Origin of the sequence: Streptosporangium sp. NPDC048047 (assembly GCF_040653115.1) — a bacterium.
In the GTDB taxonomy this organism is placed as follows: Bacteria; Actinomycetota; Actinomycetes; order Streptosporangiales; family Streptosporangiaceae; genus Streptosporangium.
Window position 1 is genome coordinate 79,878 of the sequence record NZ_JBEZNH010000030.1, and the last position, 15,206, is coordinate 95,083.

The following is a 15,206-nucleotide window of genomic DNA, read 5'->3' on the forward strand; positions in this document are numbered from 1 at the left end:
CTGGAGGTCATCCGACTTCTGTGCTAAGTTTGGGCGGCTTTGCCTCTCTCAGGGTGATTGGAGGTGGTTGGGGATGTCCTCTGGCGATCCCAGCAGTACGTGCACGCGCACGGCTTCGGTGCGCACCCTCGACCACTCCGCATCATTGCCCGGCGGGCACCGCGCGCCTCTCTCTTAGAACCGAGCCCTGAACCCTCCTGGAAGAGGGTCTCTCGGAAGCGAGTCTCCTGGAACCGAGGTGACATCGCGTCGCGCGCGAACGGCCCGGGCCGGGCGGGAAGGCCTGCCATGCGCTCCTCGCTTCTCTTTCCCCGGATCAAGCACGCCCGCGTCGTACGGGTGCCGCACACCTCCGCCGGAGCCTCCTCCCGCGTCAGGACCGTCGGCCGGTGCGTCCCGCCCAGCGACTCGCTGGTCGAGTACGCCGCCTACATCGACGGCGAGAAGATCCACGCGCTGGGCATCCCCGACGCCCTGGAGATCGTCCGCCGGCACAACGCGTCCGCGGAGAACGGCAACGCGTTCGTCTGGGTGGGACTGCACGAGCCCGACGCCCCCGAGGTCGAGTGGCTGGCGGAGGTCTTCGCCCTGCACCCGCTCGCCGTCGAGGACGCCGTCAAGGCCCACCAGCGCCCCAAGGTCGAGCGGTACGGCGACTCGCTGTTCATGGTCCTGAAGACCGTCGCCTACCTCGACCACGACGTGCTCACCGCCACCAGCGAGATCATCGAGACCGGCGAGATCATGATGTTCGTCGGGCCCGACTTCGTGGTGACCGTACGGCACGGCGGGCTCTGCCCGCTGTCGGTGGTCCGCGAGCGCCTGGAGGGCGACCCCCGGCTCCTCGAACGCGGCCCGACCGGCGTGCTGCACGCGATCGCCGACCACGTCGTGGACAAGTACCTCACCGTGGCGGACCTGATGCAGGCCGAGCTGGAGGACGTCGAGGCCATGGTCTTCGCCGACGTCAGCGCTCGCGACATCGGCCGCATCTACAACCTCAAGCGCGAGATGATCGAGATGAAGCGGTCCGTCACCCCGCTCCAGTCGCCCATGTCGTCACTGGCCCAGCGCCGCATGATCCCCTCGGAGATGCGGGAGTACTTCCGCGACGTCGTCGACCACCTGGCCCGCGTCTGCGAGCAGGTCGAGTCGTCCAACGAACTGTGCAACTCGATCCTCCAGGCGGCCCTGGCCCGCTCGAACGCCCTCGCCAACGAGGACATGCGGAAGATCTCCTCGTGGGTGGCGATCATGGCGGTCCCGACGATGATCGCCGGCATCTACGGCATGAACTTCACCCACATGCCGGAGATCAACTCCGTCTTCGGCTACCCGCTGGTGCTCGCCGTGATGGTCATCGCCTGCTCGCTGCTCTACCGGGGCTTCCGCCGCAACGGCTGGATGTAGCGCCCGCCGGACCTGTGGAGGCGAGGGCGTCCCGGTGTGTACGGTGAGCGCGTGCTACGGCGATGGTTGATCGACGTCGGTCTGGCCGGCGCGGTGCTGGCGGCGGCGGAGATCGCGATCGTGACCGGTCGCGAAACGGACTCGATCTCGCGTGATCCGCTGGCGTACGCGCTCGGCGTGGCGATGGCCGCCCCCGTGCTGCTGCGGCGGCGGTTCCCGGTCGGCGCGCTGTACCTCGTCTCGGCGGCGCTGATGCTGTTCTACGCGCTGGGTTATCCGGGCTTCCCCCCGGCGCTGGTGCTCGCCGTACCGCTGTACGACGCGGTGCGGGCGGGGCGCCCGTGGCGGGCACTGCCGGTGCCGGTGGTGTTCCTGGTCCTCGGGCACATCGCCGCGCTGCGCCGGGGGATGCCGCCGCTCGACGTGGTCTCGGCGTTCCTGCCGCAGTCCGCGGTGACGGCGGTGGCCATGCTGCTGGGCGCGCTGGTGCGCAGCCGGCAGGCGCACGCCGAGGAGGCGCGCCGGAGACTGCGGATGGCCGAGGAGGAGCGGGAACGCGACGGCGAGCGGCGGGTCATCCGGGAACGGCTGCGCATCGCCCGGGAACTGCACGACACGGTGGCGCACGCGATCACCACCATCACCGTCCAGTCTGGCGTCGCGCTGCACCTGGTCGACCGCGAACCGGACCGCGCCCGGGAGGCGCTGACGGCGATCCGGCAGACCGGGAAGGCGGCGCTCGCCGAGATGCGGGCCACCCTGGACATGCTGCGGGCCGACGGCGAGCCCGCGGCCGCCGATCGGGACGCCGGCCTCGACCGGTTGCCCGACCTGCTGGCCGCGGTGCGGGCCGCCGGCCTGGAGCTCACCTTCGACGGCGGCATGGGGGACCGGCGACCGGCCGCACCGGTCGACCACGCGGCGTACCGGATCCTCCAGGAGTCGCTGACCAACGTGCTGCGCCACGCCGGGCTGGCGGCGCGGGCGCGGGTCCGCCTGCTCTCCGAGCCGGAATGGCTCGTCATCGAGGTCGACGACGACGGCGTCGGCGCCGGCCCGGAAGAGAGGAGCGGCGGTCACGGGCTGGCGGGGATGCGTGAGCGCGCCGAAGGGCTGGGCGGCGGGTTCGAGGCCGGGGCCAGGCCCGGCGGGGGTTTCCGGGTGAGGGCGCGCCTGCCGCTGGAGGCGGCGTGATCCGGGTGCTGCTGGCCGACGACCAGGCACTGGTGCGGGCCGGATTCCGGTCCCTCCTGGACAGCGCCGCCGACGTCGAGGTGGTCGGCGAGGCCGGCGACGGCGGCCGGGCGGTCGCGCTGGCCCGCGAGCTGCTGCCGGACGTGGTGCTGATGGACATCCGGATGCCCGGCGTGGACGGGGTGACGGCCACCCGCCGGATCACCGACGACGTGCGCCTGTCGGGGGTGCGGGTGGTCGTGCTCACCACCTTCGCCGAGGAGGAGAACGTCTTCGCGGCGCTGCGGTCCGGGGCGAGCGGGTTCCTGGTGAAGGACATCGAACCCGAAGAGCTGCTCCAGGCGGTGCGCGTCGTGTCGCGGGGCGACGCGCTGCTGTCGCCCAGCGTCACCCGGGCGGTGATCGCCCGCTCCGTCGGCGCGAGACCCGCCGGGCCGCGGAGGGAGCCGCCGGAGCTGGCCGTGCTGACCGCCAGGGAACGCGAGGTCGTCCGGCTCGTCGCGGCCGGGTCGAGCAACGACGAGATCGCGACGCTGCTCGTGGTGAGCCCGCTGACCGCCAAGACCCACGTTTCGCGGGCGATGGTCAAGGTGGGAGCCCGGGACAGGGCGCAGCTGGTGGTGTTCGCCTACGAGAGCGGTCTGGTCACGCCCGCGGCGTACTCCCCCCGTGGTACGCCGCCGCGGTAGGCGCGGCCGGAGGGTGTCTTCGTGGGGCGGACGCGTGCCGCCCGCCGGGTGACGACCATTGCGGGTGTTCCTCCTCCACCCCCCACGGGAGAAGATCCATGCGTCAGGAAGAGACACCGTCCACCGCCCGCCGTACGGCCCTGCGGCTGGGCGGCGCGTGCGCCGTCGCCGGCAGCGTCGCCGTCGCCGGCTTCCGCCTCAATCACGGAGACCTCCCGGCGGCCGACGCGCACGCCGCGCTGGGGTTCATCAGCGCCCACCCGTTCTACGCCGGGGTCCACATCGGCGCGATCCTCGGCGTGCTGACCTGGACCGCAGGATTCGTCACCCTCGCGAGCACGCTCACGCACCCGCTCGGCAGGGTACTGGGCAGGATGGGCGCGGCCGGCGTGCTGGCAGGCGCGGCGATCTACGGCACCGAGCACTCCATCGACGGCGTCACCGGGCAGAGTCTGGCGGGGATGTGGGCAGGGGCGGCGCCCGCCGGGCAGGCGAACCTGGACCTGGCCGCCCACACCGCGTTCCAGATGCTGCGCGGCCCGTCCCTGATCGCGATCATCCTGCTGTGGGGGCTGGCCCCCATGCTGTACGGCCGCGCCCTGACGCTGGAGGGCCACCCGGTCTGGCTCGGCCGCGTCGGTCTGGTGATCGGCGCGACGACGGTGGTCTCCTCCGTGGCGCTGCTCATGCGCGAGGACCTGTTCCCCGGATTCCTGGTCTACGGCCTGCTGGTGTCCATCGTCGTGCAGCTGTGGAGCCTGTTCGTCGGCGTCTCGATGTGGCGGCGGTCCCGCGGCACGGCCTCCGCCGGCCTCTCCCCGGCCCCGGTCCGGGACGGGGAGCCGGTGTCCTAGGAGCCGCTCAGAGTTCGGGTCATGTGGCCGAGCGTGAGCGGCGGTGGTGGCGGCAGCGGTTCGGCGTGCCCGGCGCCGAAGGACTGCAGCAGGTACGCCACCAACCGCCGCGACGCCGCCTCCACCCCCTCCCCCGCACCGGCGATGAGGCCGCAGTTGGCCCTGAACAGCAGCATCAGGTCCGCGACGTCGAAGTCGGCCCGCAGCCGGCCCGTGGCCTTGGCCCGCCGTACCATCTCGGCGAAGCCCCGCTCGGCCCGCGACCGCGTGCGCTCGTAGTCGATCGCGTCCGGGAACGTGGTGAGGAAGGCGTCGGTGAACCCCCGGTCGGCGACCTGCATCGCGCACACCTTCTCGATCGCCCCGCGGAACCCCCGCCACGGATCCGGGTCGGCCAGGGCGTCGTCCACGACCGACGCGCACGCCGCCAGCTCGTCCTTGAACACCTCCGTGATCAGGGACTCGCGGGACGGGAACCGCCGGTAGAGGGTGGCCACCCCGACCCCGGCGCGCCGGGCGATGGCCACCATCGGCGCGTCCAGACCGCGCGCGGCGAACGTCTCCCGCGCCGCGTCGAGGATGCGCACCCGGTTGTGCCGCGCGTCCGCCCGCAGTTCCTTGGCCGACGCCAACTGAGAGGGATGATCAGCCATATTTCTCACATTAGCGTAAGTGGACGGGCTCGTCCGGTTAGCGAGCTAGCGTCTCCCGTATGGAGACGAATCAGATGCGTGCGGCCCTGTTCGACCGGTACGGACCGCCGGAGGAGCTGTACGTGGGCACGGTGCCGAAGCCGGTCCCCGCCCCCGGACAGGTGCTGGTGCGGGTACACGCCGTCAGCGTGAACGGCGGCGAGGCGCACGGCCGGACGGGCCGGCTGCGCCTGGTGACCGGGCTGATGCAGCGGGGCTTCCCGAAACGGGTCGGGGTCGACCTCACCGGCGAGATCGTCGCCCTCGGCCCCGGGGTGACCGGCCCGAAGGCGGGCGACCGGGTGTGGGGTGCGCTGGGACGCACGTTCGGGAGCGCCGCCGAGTACGTGGCGATCCGCCCCCGCCGTCTGTCCCCGGCCCCGGCGGGACTCGACCTGGTGACGGCTGCGGCGCTCCCGGTGGGCACGACGGCCATCACGGCGCTGCGCGACCTGGCCGCGCTCAGGCCGGGCGAACGCCTGCTCGTCCGGGGTGGCAGCGGCGGCGTGGGCGTCATCGCGGTACAGCTCGGCCGGGCGCTCGGCGCCCACGTCACCGCCCTCGCCGGGGCGCGCAGCCTCGATCTCGTCCGCGACCTCGGCGCGCACGAGGCGTACGACTACGCCGCCGTCGCCCCGGCGGACCTGGGCGGGTTCGACGTGATCCTGGACACCGCCGGCACCGAGCACGCCGCCTTCCGCCGCCTGCTGACGCCGTCCGGCCGAATGGTGGCGATCGCCTTCGACCAGCGCAGGATCGCGGCGTCCCTGGCGTACATCGCCGCCTCGGCCGTTCACGGGCGGCGGCGGGTGCGCTTCTTCAGCGGCAACCCCACCACCCGGCTCTTCACCGACCTCACCCGGTACGTGGACAGCGGCGCCATCCGCCCGGTCGTGGACACGGTCTTCCCCTTCGAAGACATCGCCCAGGCACACCGGACACTGGAGAAGGGCGGCGTACGCGGCAAGGTCGTCGTACGGATCGCCTGAGAGTCGTACGGATCGCCTGAGAACGGTACGGCGCGCATCGCCGGACACGCCGAACGTCCACCGCGGCGCCGCCGTCGGGAACGAGGACGGCTGGAGCTTGTACGGAGTTCGGCCTACCAGGGCCACCGGCCATGCCGCAGGCAACCCCTCTGATCTCGACTCCGTAAGGCCCTAGGCGGGGACCGGGACCCGAGTGGGAGGCCGGAGGGCGACGGGCGGGGGGACGGGCAGGCCCCGTTCCGCCCACAGCGCGCGCATCCGGTCGGGGTAGTCGGTCACGATCCCGGCCACCCCGAGGTCGAGCAGCTCGGCGGCCCGGCCCGGGTCGTTGACCGTCCAGGGCACCACCGGCAGCTCGTGCTTCTCCGCCTGCCTCGCCAGCTCCACGTCGACCAGGCCGTGCGCGGGCGACAGCACGGTGCCCCCGGCCGCCGCCGCGGCGGCCGGCACGTCGCCGCCGAAGTCGTCGAGGCTCAGGCCCGCGAGCCAGACGGCGTCCATCGTGGCCTGCTCGATCAGCGCGTACCGGGGGACGTCGGGGACGAGCGAACGGGCCACGTCCAGGATCCGCCAGTCGAAGCTGAGGATCGCCGCCCCGTCGAGCCTGCGGTGGCGGGCCAGCTCGGCCGCCACCGCCTCGGTGAACTCCGCGGGATCGGCGGTGAGGTCGGGCCTGGACGGGTCGGACTTCAGCTCCACGTGCACCCGCACGTCGTCCGCGCCGTAGGCGTCCACCAGGCCCAGCACGGCGCCGAGCGTCGGCATCCGGGTGTCGGGCACCGGCACCTGCGTCGCGGCGAACCGGTCGGTCCCGGCGCGGGGGCGCCGGATCCCGCAGTCGAGGGTGCGCAGCTGCGCCAGCGTCAGTGCGCCGACGGGCCTGCCGACGTAGGGGAAGAGCGGGTCGCCGGGGAAGGCCGGCCCGCGGTCGGCGCTGGTCACCGGGGAGACGGTCAGGTCGTGGCTGAGCACCAGGCACCGGTCGGCCGTCATCACGACGTCGAACTCCAGCGCGTCGACTCCCAGCTCCAGGGCGTGAGCCAGACCGGGGAGCGTGTTCTCCGGACGGAGCCCGCGAGCCCCCCTGTGGCCGTGAATCTCGACATGCACGGGGGGACCTTACCGATCTCCCGTGCCGAACGCCCGTACGACACGCGCCCGCCGTACAACGGGCGCGTGTCGCGGGGGTGAACCTCAGGTCAAGGAGATCAGATCAGCGAGTGGAGCTGGAGCGTCTGGGTACGGCCCGGCCCGACGCCGATCGCGGAGATCCGGGCGCCGCTCATCTCCTCCAGCGCCCTGACGTACGCCTGGGCGTTGGGCGGCAGCTCGTCGAACGACGTGGCCCCGGAGATGTCCTCCTGCCAGCCCGGGAGCTCCTCGTACACCGGCTTGGCGTGGTGGAAGTCGGTCTGGGTCATCGGGATCTCGTCGTGGCGGACGCCGTCCACCTCGTAGGCCACGCAGACCGGGATCCGCTCCAGGCCCGACAGCACGTCGAGCTTGGTGAGGAAGAAGTCGGTGACGCCGTTGACGCGGCTGGCGTAACGGGCGATCACCGCGTCGAACCAGCCGCAGCGGCGGTTGCGGCCGGTGGTGACGCCGTACTCGCCGCCGGTGGTGCGCAGCCACTCGCCCATCTCGTCGGTCAGCTCCGTGGGGAACGGGCCGGAGCCGACGCGGGTGGTGTACGCCTTCAGGATGGCGATCACGCGGGTGAGCCGGGTCGGCGGGATGCCCGAGCCGGCGCAGGCGCCGCCGCTCGTCGGGGAGGAGGAGGTGACGAACGGGTACGTGCCGTGGTCGATGTCGAGCAGCGTGCCCTGACCGCCCTCCAGCAGCACGGTCTTCCCCTCGTCCAGAGCCCTGTTCAGGATCAGCGAGGTGTCGGCGATGTGCGGGCTGAGACGCTCGGCGTAGCCGAGGTACTCCTCCAGGACCTTGTCGGCCTCGATCGCCCGGCGGTTGTAGAGCTTGGTGAGGATCTGGTTCTTCTCCTGCAGGGCGACCTCGATCTTCTTCCGCAGGATGCCCGGGTCGAGGAGGTCCTGGACCCGCACGCCCATCCGGTAGACCTTGTCGCCGTAGGCCGGGCCGATGCCCCGGCCGGTGGTGCCGATCTTGGCCTTGCCGAGGAAGCGCTCGGACACCTTGTCGATGGCCTTGTGGTGCGGCATGATCAAATGCGCGTCCGCGGAGATCAGCAGCCGCTCCGAGGAGACACCCCGCTCGCTGAGACCGTCGATCTCGCTCAGCAGCACGCCCGGGTCGATGACCACGCCGTTGCCGATGACCGGCACCACGTTCGGCGAGAGCACGCCGGTGGGCAACAGGTGCAGAGCGTACTTCTGGTCGCCGATGACGACCGTGTGACCGGCGTTGTTCCCGCCCTGGTATCTGACGACGTAGTCCACCCGGTCGCCGAGAAGGTCGGTCGCCTTACCCTTGCCCTCATCGCCCCACTGGGCACCCACGAGAACGACTGCCGGCATCGCTTTTCTCCCACCACAAAAACGAAAACCCCGGACGCAATCGCGACTGGGGCTCTTGCGTGGTGAGAATACCCGAACGGATCCGGTATGGGGATCTCCCGCCCTCCCGGCGGGAGATCCACCGGTGTCAGCGGGAGCCGAGAACCTCGGCCGCCTCGGGGCTCGCGTCCTTCAGGAACTGCAGGCAGCGTTCGGCCTCGTCCTTCTCCCCGATGGCCGTGGCCGCCCGGCACAGCGCGTGCAGGCAGCGCAGGAAGCCGCGGTTGGGCTCGTGCTCCCAGGGGACGGGCCCGTGGCCCTTCCAGCCCGCGCGGCGCAGCTGGTCGAGGCCGCGGTGGTAGCCGGTGCGCGCGAACGCGTACGACGTCACCGCGTGGCCGCCCGCGAAGTACTCGTCCGCGAGCGTGGCCCAGGCCGCCGGGTAGGCGGGGAAGCGCGCGGCGACGTCGGATGCCTGGACGCCGGATTCCAGCGCCTCCCTGGCTTCGGGCAGGTCCGGCAGCCGGGTCGGCGGCGGGCCGGCGAGAAGGTTCTCGTGCGTTTCCATGGGGACAGTCCTACCTCTTCCGTCGGTCCTGGCGGAGAACGACCCCCGGTTGTCCGCGAGCGGGGAGTCGCGGAGGCGCCGCGCCGGGCGTCCGGAGCGGCTCCCCGGCCGCCGGGCGCCGTCCGGGAGTCGCTTCCGGCGCCATCACGTCACACGTCGCCGGGGAACCGCCCCGGCGCCGCGGATCAGGAGATCTTCGTGCCCGCGGACCTCAGGTGCCGGCAGGCCTCGACCACGCGGGCCGCCATGCCGGCCTCGGCGGCCTTGCCGTACGAGCGGGGGTCGTAGGTCTTCTTGTCGCCGACGTCGCCGTCCACCTTCAGCACGCCCTCGTAGTTGCGGAACATGTGGTCGGCGATGGGCCGGGTGTAGGCGTACTGGGTGTCGGTGTCGATGTTCATCTTGACCACGCCGTAGGAGATCGCCTCCTGGATCTCCTCCAGGGCGGAGCCGGAGCCGCCGTGGAAGACGAGGCTGAACGGCTTCTCCTGGCCGTACTTGGCGCCCACGGCCTCCTGGATGTCCTTCAGCACGCTCGGCCGGAGCTTGACGTGACCCGGCTTGTAGACGCCGTGCACGTTGCCGAAGGTCGCGGCGAGCATGTAGCGGCCACGCTCGCCCAGGCCCATCGCCTCGGCCGTGGCCATGGCGTCCCCGACCGTCGTGTAGAGCTTCTCGTTCATCTCGCCGACGACGCCGTCCTCCTCGCCGCCGACGACGCCGATCTCCGCCTCCAGCACGATCTTCGCGCGGGCCGCCTTCTCCAGGAGCTCCTGCGCGATCTGGAGGTTCTCGTCCAGCGGCACGGCCGAGCCGTCCCACATGTGCGACTGGAACAGCGGGTCCTCGCCCCGGGCCACCCGCTCCAGGGAGATGTCCAGCAACGGCCGGACGAACGTGTCCAGCTTGTTCTTGGGACAGTGGTCGGTGTGCAGCGCGACCGTCACCGGGTACTTCTCCGCCACGACGCGGGCGTACTCCGCGAACGCCCTGGCGCCCGTCACCATGTCCTTCACGGTCGCACCCGACAGGAACTCGGCGCCACCGGTGGACACCTGAATGATCCCGTCGCTCTCCGCCTCGGCGAAGCCGCGGAGCGCTGCGTTCAGGGTCTGGGACGACGTCACATTGATGGCCGGGTAGGCGAACTCGTTCGCCTTCGCCCGGTCCAGCATCTCGGCGTATACCTCTGGGGTCGCGATGGGCATGGTGTCATCTCCCTACGAGACGGCTTAAGGCGGCTGGCGCGGGGTCCGGCGCGGACCGCGCCCTTGGTCAGTATCCAGGGTCAGGGTCCGGCCCGATAGTTCCGCCACCGCTTCGCATGCCCAGACGACCTCGCCGATAATCCCCGGCGGGGTAGGCTTCACGCTGATGGACCTCCTGCACAACCTCCTCGACCCCAAGTGGTGGCTCGGCCTGCTGGGCCCGTTCGCCACGGCCGGCGTGCTCGGCATCATCTTCGCCGAGACCGGGCTGCTGCTCGGCTTCTTCCTGCCCGGCGACTCGCTGCTTGTCGCCGCGGGCATCTTCAGCACGGCCGAGGCCGCCTCCGCCATCCCGGGGCTCGCGCCGCTGTCGTTCCCGCTGCTGCTGATCCTGGCGCCCCTGTGCGCCATCGCCGGGGCCCAGCTCGGGCACCACCTCGGCGCCACCTACGGCCGCAGGATGTTCGACCGCCCCGACTCCAGGCTCTTCAAGAAGGAGTACGTCGACAAGGCCGAGCACTACTTCCAGAAGTTCGGCCCGGCCAAGGCGGTGGTGCTCGCCCGGTTCATCCCCATCGTCCGGACGTTCCTCAACCCGGTCGCCGGCATGCTCGGCATGGACCGCAGGCGGTTCTTCCTGTGGAACTGCGTCGGCGGCGTCGTCTGGACCGACGGCATGCTGCTCTTCGGCCGGCTGGTCGGCTCGGCCGTGCCCGACATCGACAAGTACATCCTGCCGGGCGCGATGGTCGTCATCCTGCTCTCGGTCATCCCGATCATCATTGAGATCGTGAAGGGCCGCAGGGGCGGCGTCACCGACGCCCCCGGCGTCCCCGGCGGGCCGGTCGCCCCCGGACCTCACGGTGTCCCGGGAGTCCCCGGCGCCCAGGGCGTCCCGGACTCGCAGGGCGAGGCCGGCGTGGCCCGCCCCCGGGGCAGGCACCACCGCGACGCGTCCTCCCCGTGGGGCGACGACCGGTGGTGACCCCGCGTCACCGCCGGGCCCCGCGCCGCCCCGGGCCGGATCGATCTCAGGCCAGACCGAGGTCCTCCAGGCCGTAGGCGCTCCGGTACGGCAGGCCCGCCTCGGCCACCGCCCCCGTCGCCGCCGCGCCCCGGTCCACGACCACGGCCACGGCCACCACCTCGGCGCCGGCCTCGCGCAGCGCCTCCACCGCGGTCAGCGCGGACCCGCCCGTCGTCGAGGTGTCCTCCACCGCCAGCACCCGCCGCCCCGCGACGTCCGGGCCCTCGATCCTGCGCTGCAACCCGTGGACCTTCTGCGCCTTGCGCACCACGAACGCGTCGAGCCTGCGGCCCCGGGCCGCCGCCGCGTGCAGCATGGCCGTCGCGACCGGGTCGGCTCCCAGGGTGAGGCCGCCCACCGCGTCGTAGTCGAGGTCCTCGGTCAGGTCCAGCATGACCCGGCCCACCAGCGGCGCCGCCTGCCCGTCGAGGGTCACCTTCCGCATGTCCACGTAGAAGTCCGCCTCCTTGCCGGAGGACAGCACCACCTTGCCCTGTACGACGCCCTTGCTCTTGATCTCGGCCAGCAGGCTCTCACGATCGCTCATGGCAACAAGGTTAGGGCGGCCTCCCCGGCACGCCGCCTCCGCCCCGCTCACCGCTCCGTCCCCGCCCGCGCCGCCGTTCCCGCCTCGCGGGTCGCGCCGTACCCGCTCTCCCCGGCTCCCGGGAGGCCGCTTCACCCGGGCCGTGACCCAGGCAAAGGCGTGATCCTGGTTTAGCCATCACCCCGGATGCGGAATCACCGATACTGCTACGCAGAGTAACGAGGAGTTCGCGATGGGTGCGGTAGGGCTTCAAGGAGACGCCGACCTGCTGGCCGCGACGCGGAGGGGGAACGCCGCGGCCTACGGCGCGCTGTACGAACGGCACGCCCCGGCCGCCCGGATACTCGCGCGCCGCCTCGTCCGCGACCCCGTCGAGGCCGAGACCGCCGTCGCGGAGACCTTCACCGCGCTCCTGCTGCTGGTCAGGGACGGCGGCGGCCCACGGGAGGCGTTCCGGCCCTGGCTGCTCGCCGCGCTCCGCCGTACGGTCCGCGACCGCGGACGGGGGAAACGCGGGCCCGGCCGGAGGACGCCCCCGGCGGACCCGGCCCCGACCGGCCCGGAACGCGCGCCGATGGCGCGCGTCTTCTTCTCGCTGCCGGAACGCTGGCGGCTCGTCCTGTGGCACACGGGAGCCGAGCGGGCCGGACCGGCCGAGGTCGCGCCCCTGCTGGGCCTGGCCCCCGACGGCGCGGCGGCGCTCGCCCGCACCGCGCGGGAGGGGCTGCGCCAGGCGTACATCCGGGCCCGCCTGGGCGGGGACCTCCGGATCGGCTGCCGCCCCGCGCTCCGGAAGATGCCCGCTCACCTGCGGGGGGACCTCGAACGGCGCGCCGCGACGGCCCTGGAGGAGCACATGGACGGCTGCGCCGGCTGCCACGGCGTCTTCCTGGAGCTGGCCGACGTCGGCCGGACACTGCGCCGGGCCGTCGGCCCCCTCGTCGCGGGCCCGGCGTTCCCCGCCTACCTCGCCGGGCTGGAACGGGCGAGGGGCGTGCGCGGGCGGTTCCGCCGGTGGCGGGTGCCCGGCTCATGGTGGCGTCCCCTCGCGGCCGTCGCGGCGGTCGTCGCGCTGACCGCCACGGCGACCCTGGCCGCCGCGCTCACGGTGGCGTCCGCCGGCGGCCCACCGGTCTCGCCGTCCGGTTCTCCGCCGTCCGGCGAGCCGTTCCCGTCGCCTGGTGCGCCGTCCCCGGCGTCCCCGGCGGACCGGTGCGCCACCGGCCCGCCCGCCCGGACGCCGGGAGCGGGGAGCGGTCCTTCCCGGCCGTGATCCGCCCGGGAGGACCCGGACACCGGTGGAACCGGCCGGGTGAATCCGCCGGTTACGGAAGACCTCAATAACAGGACAAACTGGTACGGTCTGCGTGGACACACTGGCGTATGGTCAGGCGCGGGTCGAATCGCCGGGATTCAGCCTCAGACGATCAGTTGCTTGATTACCCTGAGGAAGGGCCGCCTGCCTGATCCCTCAGAGGTGCTTTCTGGCTTTCTCAGGCCGAAGGCGGGCCACGTAGGAAGGGCGGTGTCGCGTGGATCGCTGCGCGCTGTTCGTGGACGCTGGCTATCTGCTGGCCGACGGCGCTATGGCCGCGCATGGGACCCGCCATCGCGAGGCCGTCACCTGGGACTACCCGGGCCTGCTGAAGCTCCTCAACACCCTGTGCCGGGAGCGGACCGGGCTTCCCGTGCTGCGCTGCTACTGGTACGAGGCGACCGTCGAGGGCCGCCGCACGCCCGAGCACGACACGCTGGCCGACATCCCCGGCCTCAAACTGAGGCTGTCGCGCATCCGCCCCGGCCGCCGGGAGGGCGTCGACGCGCAGGTCCACCGTGACCTGATGACGCTCGCCCGCAACAACGCCGTCTGCGACGCCGTCGTGGTCAGCGGCGACGAGGACCTCGCCCAGGTCGTCTGCGACGCCCAGGACCTCGGCGTCCGCGTCACCGTCGTGCACATCGGCGCCGACGGGAGCTGGGCGGTGTCCCGCTCGCTCCGCCAGGAGTGCGACGACCTCATCGAGATCGGCGGCGGTCATCTACGGCCCTACGTCACCCTGAGCGGCGCCGCGGCCGACTCGCCCGCCCGCGGCAACGGACACCACGCCGCTGGAAACGGCCAGGTCACCTCACCCCTGACCGGCGGATCGCCGAGCGGCGGCGCGGGCGGCCTCGGCGCCGGCCTGGGCGGCGGCGCGGCCGGCCGGAACGGCTCCATGAGCGGTGCGGGCGGCTTGGGCGGGGGTCTGGGCGGTGACCTCGCCGGAAACGGCACGGGCGGTGGCCTGGGCTCCGGTGCGCCGGCGGGCGGTTCGAACGGCCTGGGCTCCGGTGCGCCGGTCGGGGGGCTGGGCGGCGGCCCGACCGGCCTGGGCGGCAGCGGCGGTACGGCCGGTCCGGGAGGCACGGGCGGGCCGGGCTCCGGTACGCCGGGCGGCGGCTTGGGCAGCCTGGACGACCCCACCCCGAGCAGCGGCATGAACCCCGGCACCGCGGGCGGTCTCGGCACCGGCCCGGGTTCCGGTACGGCGGGCGGCGGTCCGGGCAGCGGCCCGAACAGCGGTGCGCAGGGCGGCGTCACGGCGGGCGGCGGTCTGAGCGGCGGTGCGTCGGGCAACGGTGCGACGGGCGGCCAGGGCATCGGCACCGCATCAGGCGGCGGCCAGGGTGGCGGCGCCACGGGCGACGGCCTGAACACCGGCACGGGTGGCGCTCCGGCCCCCGCCCCTCTGCCGCAGAGGAGGAGCCGGGCCAGCCACGCCCAGACCTCCCATCCCGCGCCGTCCTCCTACTCCGGCTACACCCAGGACCCGTCCTCGTCCCTCCCGCCCGCCACGACGCCGCAGCTTCCCGCCCCGATCTCACCGCCCTCGTCTCCGGCGCCCTCGACCCCCAACGGGCCGACCGGCCCGCTGCCCTCCGCCTCGCCGTACACGTCGAACGGGACCGGGGGCATGTCCGGCTACCAGTCCTCCTACACCGGCCCCCATGCGGCGCCGGTGCCGCTCCAGAGCACGCCCCCGGGCGTCGCCACCACGCTCGCCGACGCGGTCAAGGCCGCGCACAAGGAGGGCTACGACTTCGGCGAGTCCGTCGCCAAGGACGCTCCCGCCCTGTGGCTGGAGGCCGTGCTGGCCCGCAAGCCCCGGATGCCCTCCGACCTCGAGGCCCGTCTCCTCCAGGGTTCCTCCCTGCCGATCGACTTCCTCCTCCACGACGAGGTCCGTCACGCCCTCCGCCGCGGCTTCTGGGACGCCCTCGAACGCGCCCGCCGCTGACGGTCGGGCCGGGGCGTTTCCGCGGGCTCGGGCGGGTCGGTGGTCGCCGGGTCGGGCGGTGGTGCCTGCTTTCAGGCTGGGGCTTTTCGCGTTGCGGAGCGTTTCTGTGGGTTTGGGTGGGTCGCTGCTTGCCGTGCTGGTCGGTGGTGCGCGCTGCGGTGGGTGGGTGTTCCGGCCGGCGTTGTGGCTGGGCTCTGGTGCCGACCGGCCTTCGGCCTTGGTGTCGGGCGCGATGGTTTCTGGCGTTTTGAAGCCGGCCGGAACACCCACCCACCTCCG

General features: G+C 72.9%; 14 protein-coding genes. 8 read left to right on the forward strand and 6 right to left on the reverse strand.

Going from position 1 to position 15,206, the window contains the following annotated elements:
- Positions 1-288: 288 nt before the first annotated feature.
- The 4 genes from corA (at position 289) to AB0D67_RS24185 (ending at position 4,147) form a co-directional block, all read left to right on the forward strand.
- The gene (corA, locus tag AB0D67_RS24170) at positions 289-1,410 is read left to right on the forward strand and encodes a magnesium/cobalt transporter CorA (protein WP_362939862.1); all 1,122 of its coding nucleotides are present in this window, start codon (positions 289-291) and stop codon (positions 1,408-1,410) included.
- Positions 1,411-1,461: 51 nt separating this feature from the next.
- A complete protein-coding gene (locus tag AB0D67_RS24175) occupies positions 1,462-2,604 on the forward strand; it encodes a sensor histidine kinase (RefSeq protein ID WP_362939865.1) in 1,143 nt (380 codons plus the stop codon).
- Positions 2,601-3,293, forward strand: coding sequence for a response regulator transcription factor (locus tag AB0D67_RS24180; protein WP_362939868.1), 693 nt, complete (start codon positions 2,601-2,603; stop codon positions 3,291-3,293). The genes AB0D67_RS24175 and AB0D67_RS24180 overlap by 4 nt, the downstream gene beginning before the upstream one ends.
- A 98-nt stretch (positions 3,294-3,391) precedes the next feature.
- A complete protein-coding gene (locus AB0D67_RS24185) occupies positions 3,392-4,147 on the forward strand; it encodes a hypothetical protein (RefSeq protein ID WP_362939871.1) in 756 nt (251 codons plus the stop codon).
- Here the strand turns inward: AB0D67_RS24185 and AB0D67_RS24190 are convergent.
- Positions 4,144-4,800: a helix-turn-helix domain-containing protein gene (locus AB0D67_RS24190; protein ID WP_362939874.1), complete on the reverse strand. Its 657-nt coding sequence runs from the start codon at positions 4,798-4,800 to the stop codon at positions 4,144-4,146. The genes AB0D67_RS24185 and AB0D67_RS24190 overlap by 4 nt on opposite strands.
- A gap of 59 nt (positions 4,801-4,859) precedes the next feature.
- Here AB0D67_RS24190 and AB0D67_RS24195 point away from each other — a divergent pair, with 59 nt between their 5' ends.
- On the forward strand, positions 4,860-5,828 hold the full coding sequence (locus AB0D67_RS24195) for an NAD(P)-dependent alcohol dehydrogenase (protein WP_362939877.1): 969 nt from the start codon (positions 4,860-4,862) through the stop codon (positions 5,826-5,828).
- A gap of 171 nt (positions 5,829-5,999) precedes the next feature.
- On the opposite strand, the gene AB0D67_RS24200 is transcribed toward AB0D67_RS24195, so the two are convergent.
- From AB0D67_RS24200 to fbaA, 4 genes are all read right to left on the reverse strand, one after another.
- Complete coding sequence (locus AB0D67_RS24200) at positions 6,000-6,938, reverse strand: glycerophosphodiester phosphodiesterase family protein (protein WP_362939880.1); 939 nt, start codon at positions 6,936-6,938, stop codon at positions 6,000-6,002.
- 98 nt (positions 6,939-7,036) lie between these two features.
- Positions 7,037-8,320, reverse strand: coding sequence for an adenylosuccinate synthase (locus AB0D67_RS24205; RefSeq protein WP_362939883.1), 1,284 nt, complete (start codon positions 8,318-8,320; stop codon positions 7,037-7,039).
- 127 nt (positions 8,321-8,447) lie between these two features.
- Positions 8,448-8,867, reverse strand: a complete 420-nt coding sequence (locus tag AB0D67_RS24210; RefSeq protein ID WP_362939886.1) for a DUF3151 domain-containing protein — start codon at positions 8,865-8,867, stop codon at positions 8,448-8,450.
- Positions 8,868-9,052: 185 nt separating this feature from the next.
- Complete coding sequence (gene fbaA, locus AB0D67_RS24215; RefSeq protein WP_362939889.1) at positions 9,053-10,075, reverse strand: class II fructose-bisphosphate aldolase; 1,023 nt, start codon at positions 10,073-10,075, stop codon at positions 9,053-9,055.
- A 166-nt stretch (positions 10,076-10,241) separates the two neighbouring features.
- Here fbaA and AB0D67_RS24220 point away from each other — a divergent pair, with 166 nt between their 5' ends.
- Positions 10,242-11,060, forward strand: coding sequence for a VTT domain-containing protein (locus tag AB0D67_RS24220; protein ID WP_362939892.1), 819 nt, complete (start codon positions 10,242-10,244; stop codon positions 11,058-11,060).
- A 46-nt stretch (positions 11,061-11,106) separates the two neighbouring features.
- Here the strand turns inward: AB0D67_RS24220 and pyrE are convergent, their stop codons facing one another.
- The gene (gene pyrE, locus AB0D67_RS24225) at positions 11,107-11,649 is read right to left on the reverse strand and encodes an orotate phosphoribosyltransferase (RefSeq protein WP_362939894.1); all 543 of its coding nucleotides are present in this window, start codon (positions 11,647-11,649) and stop codon (positions 11,107-11,109) included.
- Between the two features lie 232 nt (positions 11,650-11,881).
- On the opposite strand from pyrE, the gene AB0D67_RS24230 reads away from it, so the two are divergent.
- The gene (locus AB0D67_RS24230; protein WP_362939897.1) at positions 11,882-12,922 is read left to right on the forward strand and encodes a sigma factor; all 1,041 of its coding nucleotides are present in this window, start codon (positions 11,882-11,884) and stop codon (positions 12,920-12,922) included.
- 259 nt (positions 12,923-13,181) lie between these two features.
- Positions 13,182-14,927 (forward strand): NYN domain-containing protein, encoded by a 1,746-nt coding sequence (locus tag AB0D67_RS24235; protein ID WP_362939900.1) that lies wholly within the window; start codon positions 13,182-13,184, stop codon positions 14,925-14,927.
- The last annotated feature ends 279 nt before the right edge of the window (positions 14,928-15,206 follow it).